Source organism: Prosthecobacter sp. SYSU 5D2, from assembly GCF_039655865.1.
Lineage (GTDB): Bacteria > Verrucomicrobiota > Verrucomicrobiia > Verrucomicrobiales > Verrucomicrobiaceae > Prosthecobacter.
Map to the genome: position 1 here is coordinate 47274 of NZ_JBBYXL010000015.1, position 15496 is coordinate 62769.

A 15496-nucleotide genomic window follows, 5' to 3' on the forward strand; every position below is an offset into this window, starting at 1 on the left:
GGGTGGTCAAAGGAGGCCGTTCGCCAGGGCTTACAAGCAGGTGCGGCGATTACGAGATGATCCGCGGCTCCGGCGAAAGCGGCGATGCCGAGGCAAGAGATTTGCGTCTTGCCTCTCTTCGCCGCACTCCAGGACGCTGCCGCGTTTTGCGATGGGATCTGCGATGGCGCGAAGGACTAACCATAAGTTATTCAACGCGGATGACTTTATAAAAAGCAAACGGGTGAGGTCTGGCAACCTCACCCGTTTGAAGAAGGAATTTAATCCTGCAAAGATCAGCCCTGGGCGGCTTTGGCGGCGGCGATGGCGGCCTCGGCTTTGTCGGCTTCGAGCTTGGCATCCAGAACCTGGCGCTTGAGGCTGGTGCCGGTCTTCTTCGCATACCACAGCACCAGCGGGCTGGCGATGAAGATGGAGGAATAGGTGCCCAGAAGCACACCAATGGTGATCGGCACGGCGAATTCCAGCATGGCCGGATTCCCCAGGAAGAGGAGGGCAATCATCGGAGCCAGAGCCGTCGGACCCGTGAGGATGGTACGGCTGAGGGTCTTGCAGATGGCGTCATTCATGAGGTCGCGGGTGCTGCCACCGACGCCCTTCTGGATGTTTTCGCGGATACGGTCGAAGACGACGATGGTATCGTTGATGGAATAACCGGCGACGGTCAGCATGGCACCGATGTGGATGAGGCTGAGCTCCTGGCCGAAGAGGACGCAGAGACCGGGAACCATGAGCACGTCATGGAAGAGGGCGACGATGGCACCGACGGCAAAGGCGAACTCAAAGCGGAAGATGAGGTAGGCGAAGATGGCGATGAGGGCGATGCTCAAGGCGATGAGGGAGATCTTGGCGGCTTCATCTCCAATGACGGCACCCACACGGCTGCCTTCGGTGCCGGAGATCTGGTCGGCAAACTTCACCTTCACGGCGTCCTCAATGACCGGACCGGCTGCGAACTCGCTGCGGATGGCGATGACGTCACCGCCAGTGGCATTGCCTTTGCGCTGGAGGTAGAAGCTGCCAATGCCGCTGCCATCTTCCAGTTTGAGGTCTTTGAGCACGGTCTCCAGCTCACCATCGGTAAGGGTCTTGCCTTCCTTGAGTTCGACGTGGGTGAGGGAACCGCCGCGGAAGTCAATGCCGAGGCTGGCCGTACCCTTCATGGCGAGGGTGCCAAAGGAAATGGCGGTGATGATCAGAGAGGCAAAGATGAAGCCCTTGGCCTTGGAAAGGATGTCAAAGACACCGTCCGGAATCAGCTTGGTGGTTTTGAGGCTGGTCAGGATGCCTTTGTCAATCACCCACATGAAGATGACGCGGGTGACAATGAGGGCGCCGACCATGGAGGACAGCAGACCAAGCATGAGGGTAATCGCGAAACCCTTCACCAGACCGCCGGCGACACTGAAGAGGATGATGGCGGAGATGAGGGTGGTGATGTTGGAATCCGCAATGGCCGAGAAGGCCTTTTCATAAGCGGCTTCCAGCGCACCAGCGAGGGTTTTGCCAGCCTCCATTTCCTCGCGAAGACGTTCATAGATCAGCACGTTGGCATCCACAGCCATGCCGATGGTGAGGACGATACCGGCGATACCGGGCATCGTCAGCGTGAAGCCGAAGAGCGACATGCCGCCAAAGAGGATGGTGAGATTGATGACCAGACCGACGATGGCGATGAGGCCAGCCATGCGGTAAACGAAGAGCATGAACAGTGTGGTGAAAGCCAGGCCGCCAATACCGACCCACTTGCCCTGGTTGATGGAGGACTCACCATAAGCGGAAGAGACGGCGCTCTCTGAAAGGATGGTCATGGGGTTTTCCAGCGGGTTCTCCAGGAGGCTGGCGAGGGTGCGGGCTTCCAGTTCCTTGAAGCGGCCGCTGATGACGGCGGTGCCGCCGAAGCTGGCCGCCTGAAGGACGGGAGCGGAGATGATTTCTTTGTCCACCACGATGGCCATCTGGCGGCCCTGATTGGAGGCCGCGACTTCATCGAAGAGCCTGGAGCCGGTACTATCGAAATTCAGGATGACCTTCCAGCCTTCGGCATCAAAGGTGGCGAAGGCTTCCTTGACATACTTGCCTTCCATGTCGGCGCGGTTGCGGACGAGCTCGCTGCCACGGCTGGGAAGCTCATTGCCCTCGGCGTCTTTTTCAGCCTTGTAGGGCAGTTCATCCCAGCCGGGTTCCTTGACACCACCGTTGGCCTGGATTTCAGCCAGCTTGGAAGCGCTCTGCTGGTGGACGATGCGGAATTCCAGGAAGGCGACCTGCTGGATTTTTTCGCGGACGTTGGCGAATTCCTCCGCCTTCACACCGGGCATCTGGATGAGGATGCGGTCATCCCCCTGAGGCTGCATGGAAAGGTCGAGCACGCCTTCCGGGTTGAGGCGCTTTTCCAGGATGGCCATGGCCTGCTGGACGGAGTCTGCAGTAACGGGCTTGCTGCTGCCATCATCGAGCTTTCCTGGCTCGAGCTGCACGACGAACTCGCTGCCGCCCTGAAGGTCAATGCCCTTCTTGATGCCCATGTTGTTCACCGTGATCACCGCGAAGATGGTAGCAATGAAGATGAGCAGGGTGCCGTAGAGGCGCTTGCTGTCATGCCGGACGGTGCCGATGTAAAAGAGGAGCAGCAGAAGGATCGAGGATCCAACGAGGAAGGTTAAGATGGGGGCCATGGTGGGGTTGTTTTTCTAAAAGTGCTCAGTGCGCGGTGCTCAGTAAGCACGGGCGGCAGCAGGTCATGCAGCAGTGGTGGTGGCTTCGACGACGTCGGACTTTTTGCTGATGGTGGCGATGGCGCTGCGCTCGTATTCGACCTTCACATTGTCGGCCAGTTTGACCATGACGGTCTTGTCCTTGACGCTGGTGATGATGCCGTGCTCGCCGCCGTTGAGGATGACATGGTCACCGACCTTGACGCTGTTGATGAGCTTTTCCAGTTCCTTCTGGCGCATGCGCTGGGGGCGGATGAGCAGGAAGTACATCATGATGAACATGAGCACCATGAACACCATGGGATTGCCAAAGAGGCCGCCGGGAGCAGCGCCTCCAGCAGGGGCTTGGGCGAGGATGGTGAGGAAGGATGCGGTCATGAATCGGTATTTTCGGGGCGGGTTTGGTAACGGGCAACGACCTCGGCGCGGAAGTCCGCAAAGCAACCTTGTTCGATGGCTGAGCGGGCCCTGGACGCGAGGGACAGGTAGAAATGCAGATTGTGCAGGGAAATCAACCGTAAACCCAGCACCTCCTGGGTATTGATCAAATGGCGGATGTAGGCTCTGGAAAAGCCCTGGCAGAGCGGATGGGTGTCCTCCGCGAGGGGGCGGAAGTCTTTGGCGAACTTGTTGTTTCGCAGGTTCAGGGTGCCCTCGTGGGTATAGGCGGTGCCATTGCGGGCCAGGCGGGTGGGCAGCACGCAGTCAAACATGTCAATGCCGCGGGCGATGAGCTCCACCATCTGCGGCGGGGTGCCGAGGCCCATGGCATAACGGGCTTTGTTTTCCGGCAGGAGGGGGCAGGTCCACTCAGCAATGCGCATCATGTCCTCCTCCGGCTCGCCAACGCTGAGGCCGCCGATGGCGTATCCGCTGAAGCCCATGGCCACAAGTTCCCGTGCGGAGTGCTGGCGCAGATCTTCATAAGTGCTGCCCTGGACGATGCCGAAATGAAGCTGCGCACCACCACCGGTCTGCGGCTGGTGTTTGTCAATCCAGTCCCGGCAGCGGCGTGCCCAGCGCAGGGTCAGCTCCAGGCTTTCCTTGGCCGGTTTGTGCTCGCAGGGCCAGGGCGTGCATTCATCAAACAGCATGGCGATGTCGCTGCCCAGCGTGGCCTGGATCTCCATGGCGGTCTCCGGCCCCAGGAACATAGGGGTTCCGTCCACATGATTGTTAAAGTAACAGCCTTCCTCCTTGAGCTTGCGCAGCTTGGCCAAAGAAAAGACTTGGTATCCGCCGCTGTCGGTGAGGATGGGGCGGTCCCAGTTCATAAACTTGTGCAGACCACCGGCGGCACCGATGATTTCCATTCCGGGGCGCACCCAGAGGTGATAAGTGTTCCCCAGGATGATCTGCGCCTCCAGGGAGCGCAGCTCCTCCGGATGCACGGCCTTGACGGTAGCCTGGGTACCGACGGGCATGAAGATGGGCGTCTCGATCACGCCATGAGGCGTCGTCAGCCTGCCGCGACGAGCGGAGGAGCCGGGATCGGTGGCCAGAAGTTCAAACATGGTACGGGAACTAAACAGGGAAAAGGGCGCGGAGTGTGGCGGACGATGGGCCGGGTGTCAAAGGCGGTGTTGGGGGAGGGAGGGTAGAAAGATGGGGGGATAAAAAGATTTTTTCTGAGAATTGAATGAGAACGGCTGGAATGCAGGAGAGGTGGGTTCCAAATTTATACACCATAAAATATCATATATTTATGTTTATAACCAGCGAAACGGGGATTTGCTTGAGGCTGGGGCTCAGGAATTGCGCAGAACCGGAGGCGGGGGGAGACGGTAGTCGAGCCAGTCGGCGGGGCTCCCGGTTTTACCGTCTTCGGCAGCGTGGATGAGGTTTACCATCTCCCGGGCGGTGACGAAATGGTGATGAAAGCCGGGGAGGCTGCGGCCCAGTTCGTTCAGGCCCTGGTAAAAACGGCGGGCGGGATCGCCGAGCAGGGCGCGGTAGTTTTTGGGAATGCCGGCGTGTGTGTGCAGCTTGATGAACACCCACGGAGCACCGTTTTTCACCCGGGGGCAGAGCTCCAGCCAGAGGCGGGCACGCTGGACCGTGGGCGGGTTGTTGCCGGTCAGGTCGCCATTTTCCAGGCGGGGCAGGAGTCCAAATTTGCGGCCGGACCAGTTCAGGCCCAGCGGCCCCTGGATGAGAAGCAGGTGGTCGTCTTTATCCCGCAGGGGAGCGGTTTTACCCGCCTGGACGGGAATGCCGCGATCGTGGGATTTGGCGCAGCCGTCCTCCTGGGCATAATAGATGGCATTGACAGTGCGGGTCTGGCAGGGGTCTGGCGCGCTGGGCATCGTCAGGTCTGCATAACATCCAGTGCGCTTCAGGACGGCCAGTTCATTGGAAACACCGCACCAGCGGCCGTCCGGGCGGGAATTGTCCAGCGCCCAGTTGCCATGGATAAAGGCATATCGCGGCGTGCCATCGGCACTGCGGGTCAGCAGGCCGTGGCTCGCGAGGTCGCGCGCACCATCCAGGAGCAGCTTGGACACGCTTTCCTCGGTGTCGTTGTCGTGATGGAGGTGGATTTCCACTTCGCTGCCGGTCTGCGCGCAGAGGCTGGCCACACGGGCGATGAGGTCCGCATCATACTGCTCCACCGGGAAGAAAAAGGTGTGCCGGGGGCCGCGTCCGCCGCTGTCGGGGTGGTTTTTCACCAGGTCCGGCCAGGCAGCCTGCCAGTCGCCGATGGCCTTCAGGGCACCAGCTTTGTCCGTGTGATGGAGGGGCTCAAAGTGGTCGCACACGGCGATGCAAGCGTGCAGCGGCTGCTCCGGCGTGATGCGTCTGGAGTGCCGCTCACGTGTGAGGTAGGAAAAAAGCCATTGTTCAGCGCCACGAAGCATGGGGAAAGCTGATGCCTGCGGATGGGATGGGGTGCAAGGGGGGACGAATGCAAAATGACGAATGACTGCTGCAGAAAGTCGAGAACCAATGATCTGATGAAGGAGGGAGAATGGCGTCACACTGACTGAGTTGAGATCTGGGGAAAGCGTTTTGTGAATCCGTGGGGAGAGCGGGGGCGAATCAACTGGCCTGACTTACCTGCTATGATGAAAGCTTTTTTCCTGCTGCCCCTCCTGCTTGCGAGTCTGTCCTGCACCACCCGTGTGGGCGCTCCCACGGGTGAAAAAGTGCCGCCGGTGCGGGTGGGGGGCTTCACGGTGCAGAAGGATGTGATCTATACTCCGCCCGGCTGGCCGCAGGCGCTGCCAGCGGATGTATATGTGCCCGATGGCCCAGGGCCCTGGCCGGGCATCCTGATGATTCATGGCGGAAGCTGGACGGGCAAGGAACGCCGCAGCGACATGGCGGGCCTGTCCGAGCACCTGGCCAGGCGGGGCTATGTGGTGATGAACACGACGTACCGTCTGGCCCCGGAGCATCTCTACCCCGCTCAAGTGGAGGACCTGCGCCAGGCCACGCGCTGGATGGTGGCGAATGCAGAGACACTCCGCTTGCAAAAGGACCGCCTGGGCGTCTTCGGCTACTCCGCCGGCGGGCAACTCGCCGCTATGATGGGAGCGCTGGATTCAGCCAAGGGGCTGCGCTTCAAAGCCGTGGTGGCCGGGGGTGCGCCGACGGATCTGCGCAAATTTGACCGCAGCCCTATTGTCTCCGTTTACCTCGGCGGCAGCCTGCGGGAAAAACCCGCCCTGTATGCCGAAGCCTCCCCGGTGACGCACATCAGCGCGGGAGATCCGCCTGTTTTCATCTACCATGGCTCCAAGGATACCCTCGTCCCCCCAGACCATGCCTCCGACTACGCTGCCGCACTGCAAAAAGCGGGCGTGCCGCATGAACTCGTCTGGCAGAACGGCCGCGACCACATCGCCGCTTTCCTGACGTACGGGGACATTTTGGGACCGGCGGTTGGATTTTTAGACCGGCATTTGAGGAAGGGGCAATGACGGGGAGATGGGGTAAAAAGATTTGGGGCAGAAAGATTTTTCTTTGAAGGTTGAGATGGTTCTTTTGCGGTTGCCAGGGAGCGGTGAGAGAGTACTTTATTTTTATGGCTGACGATTCATTCCATCCACCATCTCCTCTCAGCCTGGAGGATGCGCAGCGCCTATGGACCTTGCAGAAGCAGAAAGCGCCGCTCTCTTCGGCCGACCAAAAGCTCATGGATCAAGCCTGGGAGTGGCAGATGTGGGAAAGCCACGGGATCCGGTTACCGAGTGGGAAGACCACGTTGCCGCCCAGTTCGCCGCCCTCAAAAGATTCGCGTCAAGTCGCGGCTGTACTTTAAAGAAAGAGCATCTGCCCCCTTTCATGACGAGCGCTACACCTGGGCGCGAAGTCACTGTTTATTACGACGCTAAGGGAAATCGTGTCTGGAAAGCCACCTTCCCCGGGCAGTCGGGATTTGGCCATTTTGGCTTTTTTACTCCTGCGGGTTACCTGCGCCGTCTGCGCTTGAGCAATCTGATTTTTGACGATGATGTTACCTTTGAAGGTATCTGGAACCGGCAGGGCGGCCCTAGCATCATCACCTCCCAGGCATACATTCAGCCCCACCCGCACCGGTTCATTCCGACGGAGGATGAGATCAGCGCCTTTCTCCATGGGCTGGGCTTTGTCATGAATGAAACCACAGGTTTATGGGAGCGGGACGATGGAATCGAGCTGGCAGATACGCATGACCGAAACTTCATCCGGGCTCCAGACGAAAATCTGTATGCCATTGATGTACAACCCCGACTTTTGCCTAGTTATGAGTGGGGGAAGGTGCGGAGTTTGAAAAGTTGAGCTTTTACAGGCTGGAGGACGGGAAGATGAAGGTTAGGAACAGGGCGAGGATGAAGAGCGAAGGAAGAGATTTTGAGAGGGCTTGGAGCGTGGGGAAAAACTGAGCACTTTACCAGGCGCGTCCTCAGGCCATAGTGCGCGCCCTTTTCTGCCATGTCCGCTGTCCCTACCGCCGCCCAGATCCGCCAGACCTTCCTCGACTTCTTCAAGTCCAAGGACCACACCATCGTCCCCAGTGACAACGTCGGCTACACCAGCCGCGACGGCGCGCGTATTTTTACCAATGCGGGCATGAACCAGTTTGTGCCCATCTTCCTGGGCGAGCGCAGTGCGGATGTGGACACCTGGCCGGGCGTACTGAGCAAAGGCCTGCCTACTCGTGCTGCCGATACGCAGAAGTGCATCCGCGCCGGCGGCAAGCACAATGACCTGGAAGACGTGGGCCTGGATACCTACCACCACACCTTCTTTGAGATGCTGGGCAACTGGTCCTTTGGCGACTACTTTAAAAAGGAGGCCATCTCCTGGAGCTGGGAACTCATCGTCGAGCGCTTCAAATTCCCGCCCAGCCGCGTCTTCGCCACCATCTATCAGCCGGATAAATCCAAGGGCGACCCCGCCGACCGCGACGAAGAAAGCTGGAACCTTTGGGCCGAAAAATTCCGCTCCGTCGGCCTCGATCCTGAGATCCACATCGTCAACGGTAACAAAAAGGATAACTTCTGGATGATGGCCGATACCGGCCCCTGCGGCCCGTGTACGGAGATCCACATTGACCTCACCCCCGGCCCCATTGAGCTCAGCGAAGAGCGCCAGCGCGCCGGTGCCAAGCTCGTTAATGGCAGCGATGCGAGCTGCATCGAGATCTGGAACAACGTCTTCATCCAGTACAACGCCAACCCCGACGGCACCTTCACTCCCCTGCCCGCGCAGCATGTGGATACCGGCATGGGTTTTGAGCGCCTGACCTCCATCATCCAGGGCACCAAGAACTTCACGGATTTCGAGACCGCCAAGATCAGCAACTACGACACCGATGTCTTCAAGCCCATCTTTGATGAACTGACCCGCCTCAGCAGCAAGACCTACCAGAGCACCCTGCCCCTGCCGAATGAGCAGGGCCACGTCATCCCCGTGACCGAGCAGGAAAAAGTGGACGTCGCCTTCCGCGTCATCGCCGACCACCTCCGCACCCTCAGCTTCTCCATCGCCGACGGCATCCAGCCCGGCAACAGTGACCGCAACTACACCCTCCGCCGCATCCTGCGCCGCGCCGTGAAGTATGGCCGCACCCTGGAATTCAAAGAACCCTTCTTCTACAAACTCGTGGATGTCCTCGCCCTCCACATGGGCGAAGTTTTCCCGGAACTGCGCGCCCGCAAAGAGCAGATCAAGGCCGTGCTGAAGGTGGAAGAGGAAGCGTTTAACCGGACTCTGGATCGGGGAATGGAGAAGTTTGATGGCTACGTTGCTTACCTAGCAGGCCGGAGCATGAATCCAAGAGACGACTCATTTGAGGGTGACTTGACTCGGTCAGTTGCATTGGAGCAAGGCGCTAATGTGCGGGATTGGCAATCTGTGGTTTCCTTTATCAAGGCAGTTTCTCCCGGCTGGACCGCTTCCCAAGTTCCTCCTCTTAGTGGAGACTTCGCTTTCCAGCTGTACGACACCTTCGGCTTCCCCCTCGATCTCACCGAACTCCTCGCTCGTGAGCGCGGCTTAACTGTTGATACGGAAGGTTTCGAAAAGCTCATGGACGAGCAGAAGAAGCGCGCTCGTGAAGCTGGCCAGAAGAACAAGCAGATCGTCTCCGTCAGCGAGATCGAAACGAAAGAGCCGACGAAGTTCATCGGTTACGACGCTCTCGAAACCGAAGCCAAGGTCCTCGAAGTCGTCGCCATGAAGGACAAGACGGCGATCGTTCTTGATAGCAGTGTTTGTTATGCCGAGATGGGCGGTCAGATCGGTGACAGCGGGCAGATCATTCTGGGCGCGAACACTTACCCCATCAGCAGTACGACGAAGGTGGGCAATACCTGGCTGCATTTCATCGAAGGCGAAGACGCTCCAGCCGCAGGGGCTGACGTCAAAGTCGCGGTGGATACGGTACGCCGTCACGCCATCGAGCGGCATCACACGGCCACGCATTTGCTCCACTGGGCGCTGCATGAAGTCGTGAACCAGGAAGCCACGCAGAAGGGCTCCAATGTGACGGCGGAGAAGCTGACCTTTGACTTTAACAATGCTGCCCTGACGTCGGGACAGCTTGCGGATATCGAGAAGCTGGTGAATGAGCGCATCGTCGCCAATGACCCGGTTTCCTGGAATGAGATCCCGTATGCGGAGGCCAAGAACAACGCGGGCATCATGCAGCTCTTTGGCGAGAAGTATCCCGAGAACGTCCGCGTGGTGCAGATCGGCGGCAAGCCGCTGGCCCTGGATGGCTACAGCATGGAGCTTTGCGGTGGTACGCATACCCGCTATACCGGGGAGATCGGCCTGTTCCGCCTCGTCGCTGAAGGCGCTGTGGCGGCCGGGGTGCGCCGCATTGAGGCCATCGCCGGACTCGAAGCTTACAATGCCGCGCGTGCGGATGCTGACCTGCTGAAGCTCCTGGCTGGCAAGGTGAGCGCCCAGGGTGTGAGTGATCTGGAAAAGAAGATTGATAACCTTCTGGCCCAACAAAAAGAGCTGGAAAAAGCCCTCAAAGCCGCCCAGCAGCGCGAAGCCTCCGGCCGCGCCAAGGAACTGCTGGCCACGGCTGAAAACAACCTGCTCATCGCCAATCTGGGTGATGTGGATGGCGACTACGCCATGGCGGTGAATGATGCCCTCAAAGGTGTGTTTAATGGCGTCATCGTGCTGGCCTCCACGGGCAACGGTAATGTAACCCTCATGGCCACCGTTTCCAAAGACCATCAGGCCAAGGTTCAGGCCGGAAAGATCATCCAGGCCATCGCGCCCATCGTCGGCGGCAAAGGCGGCGGCAAGCCGGACTTCGCCCGTGGCGGCGGCAAAGACGTCAGCCAGGTGGACGCGGCGCTGGCCGAGGCGCGGAAGCTGGTGGGGTGAGTCGCAGCGGGGCGTGATTTTGTGACCAAATTTTGAGGCTGGCCAGATAATCTGGCCGGCCTCAGGCGTATGAAGGGCGTGAAATTCTCCCTTTCTCTATACGCTGTGTTGGGTGCGATGATGGCGGGTCATAGTGGTCTGCGGGCACAGGAGCTGCGACCCTGGACGGAGTATCGGACCGTCCTGTGGATGGGCGAGAAGGGGCAAAAGAATCTGGAAAATCCGAAGCTGCCGGAGCGGCTGCGGGAGCTGGGCATGAATACGGGGATGGTCAGCCCCGGCGGCAAGACGGATTTTTATGAGGCGAACGGGTTCGGCTTTTACATCGAAAACACGGTGAATGAGGGGCTGTGCCTGAAGTTCCGCTCCAACGTGACCAACTGGGGGAAGTTCATCAATGAGTGGATGGAAAGCCGCGACCCGGGGGCGCTGGTGCGGGCGCAGCCGCTGGAGGATGAGGACTGGCTGCGGCGGATGAGCGAGCGGGTGACGAAGACGGCAAAAGGTCATGCGGCAGCGCAGCCGCTGATGCATGATCTGCGGGATGAGCTGTCCACGACGATCTCGGCAAACCCCTTTGACTATGATTTTTCGGAGACGTCGCTGAAGGCATTCCGTGAATGGCTGAAGACGCAGTATGCGGACCTGGCGGCGCTGAACCGGCAATGGCAAACATCGTTTAGCACTTGGGAGGAGGTGAAGCCCTTCACAACGGACCAGATGAAGCAGCGGATAGCCAGCGGGAAGCCGGGACCGGAGGAACCGAAGGACTGGGCAGCGGTGCGGGCGGTGAAGCTTAACCCGGCAACGGCGCGGCAGGAGCGGACACGGTGGAACCTGGCCCCATGGGTGGACCATCGTACCTACATGGATGTGGCGCTGGCGCGCGCGCTGGAGACCTTCCGCCAGGCGGCACGGGCAGCGGACCCGGCGACGCCGGTGGGAGTGGAGGGAACGCAGATGCCGCATGCCTTTGGCGGGTATGACTTATGGCGGCTGGCGCAGGTGCTGGACTGGGTGGAGCCGTATGACATCTGCAACTCGCGGGAGATTCTGGGCTCCTTCATGCCGGGCAAGACGATCCTGGCCACAGTGTTTGAAAAGGAGACTCTGGCGGCGCAGAGGCGGCTGTGGCATCTGCTGCTGGAGGGGGACAAAGGCTGCATTGTGTGGTGGAGCGAGGACGTGATCGACTGGAGCCAGCCGGACCTGCCGCTGACGGAAAAAGGGCGGGCGCTGGCCCCGGTGATGAAGTCCCTGACGACCCCGCTGGCACAACTTTTTCTGCGGGCGGAGCGTGAGCGGGATCCCATCGCCATCCATTATTCACAGGCCAGTGTTCAGGCGGCGTGGATGCTGGAGACATTGGCAGATGGGAAGACCTGGGTGAAGCGGTTCAGCAGCTATGAGGCGGATCACAACAACCATGCGGTGATGAGGAATGCGTGGCTGAAAGTGTTTCAGGACCACGGGTTCAGCCCGGTGTTCGTCTCGTCGGAGGAGATCGAAAAAGGGGCGCTGGAAAAGCGCGGCATCCGCATGCTGGCGCTGCCGGGCAGCCGGGCGATGAGTGACGCGGAAGTGGCAGCGGTGACGGCCTTTGCCAAGCGCCCGGAGAACATGTTGTGCGGACACGGCCTGGCGGGTTTCTTTGATCAACACGGCACGGTGCGTGACCAGGTGCCGGAGGTGCTGGCGGGCTTTGCGGAGAGCGGAGAGGTGGGGATGATCGCTATCAGCGAGAACGGTGCCTCCCTCCGTATCCGGGACAGTTTCAGCAGCTATGCGGGCGAGCGGCTGAAGGCCAAGGGCGATTCCTATATGCTAAAGGTCGCGGAGGAATTGCGCAAAATCCTGGTGGTGAAAGCACCGGTCAGTGTGCCGGTGGAGGAGCGGGTGCGGGTGCACCGCTACCGCGCCGGCTCGCAGGCACGGCTGGTGGCCTTTGAAAGGAACATCGAATACAAGATGCGTGAGGAACTGGCACAAGCGGGCGGCAATGAGGCGCTTGAAAAGGAAACGGAATTCACCGCAACGCTGGCAGAACCAGGGCATGTGGTGAACCTGCGCACGGGGGAACAGATGGGCCTAACCCAATCTTTTACTGTGAAGCTGGATCCGTGGCAGCCAGCGCTGTTCGCCATCCTGCCTGAGGCGGCGGAAGGGGATGTGGTGGAGAAGCTGCTGAAGGCGTTTTGATTTGCCCTCCTCAGACTCCGAGCCGCCGCCAGTAGATGAAGACGGCGGGGAAGAGGGAGACAGCCTGGGTGGCGGCGAGGACGAGCTCCTCCATGCTCTGGGTGCGGATGGCGATGGAGAGAAAGACGACGGCCATAAGCAGGGCGGTGCCGACGAGGAAGACGGAGGCGGGTGACAGCCACTGGCGGCCGGGCTGGCATTCATGATCCACGAGGTCGAAAAAATGCCAGGCGACCAAGGCCAGGATGACGATGGGAAGGTAGGCCTCGAGTCCGGCCAGAGAGGCTGAATTGCCGAAGTTATACGAGCCATGGGCGACGGCGACGCCAATGAAGGTGACGATGAAGCGGTCCGCCGTGCCGAAGCGGCTGCGCAGGAGCAGGTAGAGGGCGTGGGTGGAGATGCCGGTGAGAGCAGCATGGAAAAAATTGGCCGTGAAGAAGCGAGTGAGTGGAATGCCTGCATCATACTGCAAGTAGTAGTTGATGTTTTCCTCCAGGGCGAAACCGAGGCCAACGAAGGCTCCCACCATGAGGGCACCACCGGGGGGGCGTTTGAGGAGAAGCCAGGGCAAGAAAAGGGAGGCGAGGAGCAATTTGCAAAACTCCTCGCGCATGCCGACGCCGCCGATCTGATACCAGAGATCCCGGTGCAAGGAGCCGTCCTCCTTCATGCCCAGAGCAAACTCCTGCCACGCATCAATGAAGAACACAGGCCAGACACTAAGGATGCCCGCCAGGAGGGGCAGCAAGGGGATGACCCAGCGCCAGGAGCCGCGCACGCCATGCAGCACCAGAATGGCATACCAGATGAAAGCGGCCAGCAATGCCATGGCCAGGGTGCCCCAGGGCGCGCCAAACAAGAAGCGATAGCCAAGCATGGTCTGCCACTGGAGACGGAAGTCCCCCAGGTCCCGGGCGGCACTGCGGCGAAGGCTGTCTGGCATGGCCTCCCACCAGTCCGGCTGGCTGGCGATGAGGCGCATGGCGGGGCCGTCTTTCAACCGGATGGCGGTGTGGAGCGCAGCCTCCCGCACCAGGGGGGAGGGATGATGGGTGGCCTCACGAAGCAGAAACGAAAGGGACTGTGATGGGGCGGTCTCAATCAACAGGTAGGTCTGGATGAGATTGGCCGTGATGGGCGGTGGCTCCTGGGCGGCGAGCTGGGCCAGACGGCGGGCGATGTCTGCATCCCGTGTGAGGGTGGCGTGGATGTAGTCTTCCCAAAGCTGGATGATGGCAGGATCTGGGGCGTGCTGCGCCAGCAAGGGACGCACTTCGTGACCGGCCAGGCGGCCGTCGGTTTCATAGTCGCTCCAGGTGGTGGTCTTGATCTCACGCACTGAACTGAGGCGGTGGATGTTATCCGTGACGTGATGTAGCCAGCGAACCATTTCGTGAGGTCGTGGCTCGCTGGCCCGATGCAGCTCCTGCCAGCCGGTGCGGATTTTTTCCTCCATCGGATCCCGGGTGGCATAACGGCTGTCATCCGGAGCCAGGCTAACGATGAGCAGGGCGGTGGAAAAACTCAGAGCGACGATGGCAACTGCCAGCCGTTTGAGAAAGGGGCCGTTATGACTCCAGTAATGGGTTTGTGCGCGCCAGCCGTGGATCATGAAATGCTTGGTGTTAGGTGCTGCGCTGTTTCCTGACCATGCAGGCCGCAGATGGCCGGCTCCTCTGCCGGGCAGGCGCCACGTTCGGTGATGAGGCCGGTGATGAGGCGGGCGGGGGTGACATCGAAGGCGTAATTGGCCGCAGGCGAGCCGGGTGAAACGATGCGCAATGTTTCCACCGTTCCACCTGTGGTGATGCCTTCCATGTGGGTGACTTCATCATCGCCACGCTGCTCGATGGGAATGCCCTGGACTCCGTCACGGAGGGTCCAGTCGAATGTGGAACTGGGCAGGGCGACGTAAAAGGGGACGCCATTGTCGCGGGCGGCGAGGGCTTTTAAATAGGTGCCGATTTTGTTGGCGACATCGCCCGAACGGGTGACGCGGTCGGCCCCGGTGATGACAAGATCCACCTGGCCATGCTGCATGAGGTGGCCGCCGGTATTGTCCGCAATGACGGTGTGCGGCACGCCCTGCTGCGCCAGCTCCCAGGCGGTGAGGCGGGCCCCCTGGTTGCGCGGGCGGGTTTCATCAACCCAGACATGCACGGGGATGCCGGCGGCGTGGGCGGCATAGATGGGGGCGGTGGCAGAGCCGTGATCCACAAAGGCCAGCCAACCGGCATTGCAATGGGTGAGGATATTGACGGTCTGGCCCGGCTTGCGTGCGGCGATGTCGCGAATGATGGCCAGGCCATGGCGACCAATGGCGGCACAGGCGGCGGCGTCTTCATCTGCGATTGCCTGCGCGGTGGCGAGGGCGGTGGCGACACGGTTTTCAAAACCGGCGGCCTGGATGGCGGCAAGCTGGCGGTGGACGGCCCAGCTCAAGTTCACGGCGGTGGGCCGGGTGCGGATGAGGCTGTCGGCGAGGCTTTGTAATTCGTCAGGAGATGTGGCTTCCTGGGCGGCCAGCCACATGCCGTAACCGGCGGTGGCCCCGATCAAACCCGCCCCGCGCACGGCCATATCGCGAATGGCTTCGGCGACCTCAGCGGTGGTGTGCAGGTCCAGCAGATCAAAGGTCCAGGGAAGCCGCCGCTGATCTATGATGCGGACGGCTTTATCATGAAGCCAGATGGTGCGGTAGGGGGTCCCGGAAACAAGCATGCCCTGACTGACGGGAGAGG

Annotated in this window: 10 protein-coding genes; 4 read left to right on the top strand and 6 right to left on the bottom strand. The window is 60.4% G+C overall.

From position 1 onward, the window contains the following. Positions 1–275: 275 nt before the first annotated feature. From secD to WJU23_RS21870, 4 genes are all read right to left on the bottom strand, one after another. Entirely contained in the window at positions 276–2678 is a 2403-nt protein-coding gene (gene secD, locus WJU23_RS21855) for a protein translocase subunit SecD (protein WP_346334760.1), read from the bottom strand. 63 nt (positions 2679–2741) lie between these two features. Continuing rightward, positions 2742–3095: a preprotein translocase subunit YajC gene (gene yajC, locus WJU23_RS21860; RefSeq protein ID WP_346334761.1), complete on the bottom strand. Its 354-nt coding sequence runs from the start codon at positions 3093–3095 to the stop codon at positions 2742–2744. Beyond that, the gene (gene tgt / locus WJU23_RS21865; protein ID WP_346334762.1) at positions 3092–4231 is read right to left on the bottom strand and encodes a tRNA guanosine(34) transglycosylase Tgt; all 1140 of its coding nucleotides are present in this window, start codon (positions 4229–4231) and stop codon (positions 3092–3094) included. Before tgt ends, yajC begins: the two co-directional genes overlap by 4 nt. Positions 4232–4465: 234 nt before the next feature. Further along, positions 4466–5575 (bottom strand): hypothetical protein, encoded by a 1110-nt coding sequence (locus tag WJU23_RS21870; RefSeq protein WP_346334763.1) that lies wholly within the window; start codon positions 5573–5575, stop codon positions 4466–4468. Between the two features lie 204 nt (positions 5576–5779). On the opposite strand from WJU23_RS21870, the gene WJU23_RS21875 reads away from it, so the two are divergent. The 4 genes from WJU23_RS21875 (at position 5780) to WJU23_RS21890 (ending at position 12752) form a co-directional block, all read left to right on the top strand. Beyond that, positions 5780–6640 carry an alpha/beta hydrolase gene (locus WJU23_RS21875; protein WP_346334764.1) on the top strand — a complete coding sequence of 287 codons (861 nt, stop codon included), beginning with the start codon at positions 5780–5782 and terminating at the stop codon, positions 6638–6640. Positions 6641–6803: 163 nt separating this feature from the next. Then, on the top strand, positions 6804–7481 hold the full coding sequence (locus WJU23_RS21880) for a hypothetical protein (protein WP_346334765.1): 678 nt from the start codon (positions 6804–6806) through the stop codon (positions 7479–7481). Between the two features lie 153 nt (positions 7482–7634). Beyond that, positions 7635–10553, top strand: a complete 2919-nt coding sequence (locus WJU23_RS21885) for an alanine--tRNA ligase (protein ID WP_346334766.1) — start codon at positions 7635–7637, stop codon at positions 10551–10553. 78 nt (positions 10554–10631) lie between these two features. Continuing rightward, on the top strand, positions 10632–12752 hold the full coding sequence (locus WJU23_RS21890) for a beta-galactosidase (protein WP_346334767.1): 2121 nt from the start codon (positions 10632–10634) through the stop codon (positions 12750–12752). Between the two features lie 10 nt (positions 12753–12762). Here the strand turns inward: WJU23_RS21890 and WJU23_RS21895 are convergent, their stop codons facing one another. Then, positions 12763–14367 (bottom strand): PrsW family glutamic-type intramembrane protease, encoded by a 1605-nt coding sequence (locus WJU23_RS21895; RefSeq protein ID WP_346334768.1) that lies wholly within the window; start codon positions 14365–14367, stop codon positions 12763–12765. Continuing rightward, on the bottom strand, positions 14364–15476 hold the full coding sequence (mtnA, locus tag WJU23_RS21900) for an S-methyl-5-thioribose-1-phosphate isomerase (RefSeq protein WP_346334769.1): 1113 nt from the start codon (positions 15474–15476) through the stop codon (positions 14364–14366). The genes WJU23_RS21895 and mtnA overlap by 4 nt, the downstream gene beginning before the upstream one ends. Between the last annotated feature and the right edge of the window lie 20 nt (positions 15477–15496).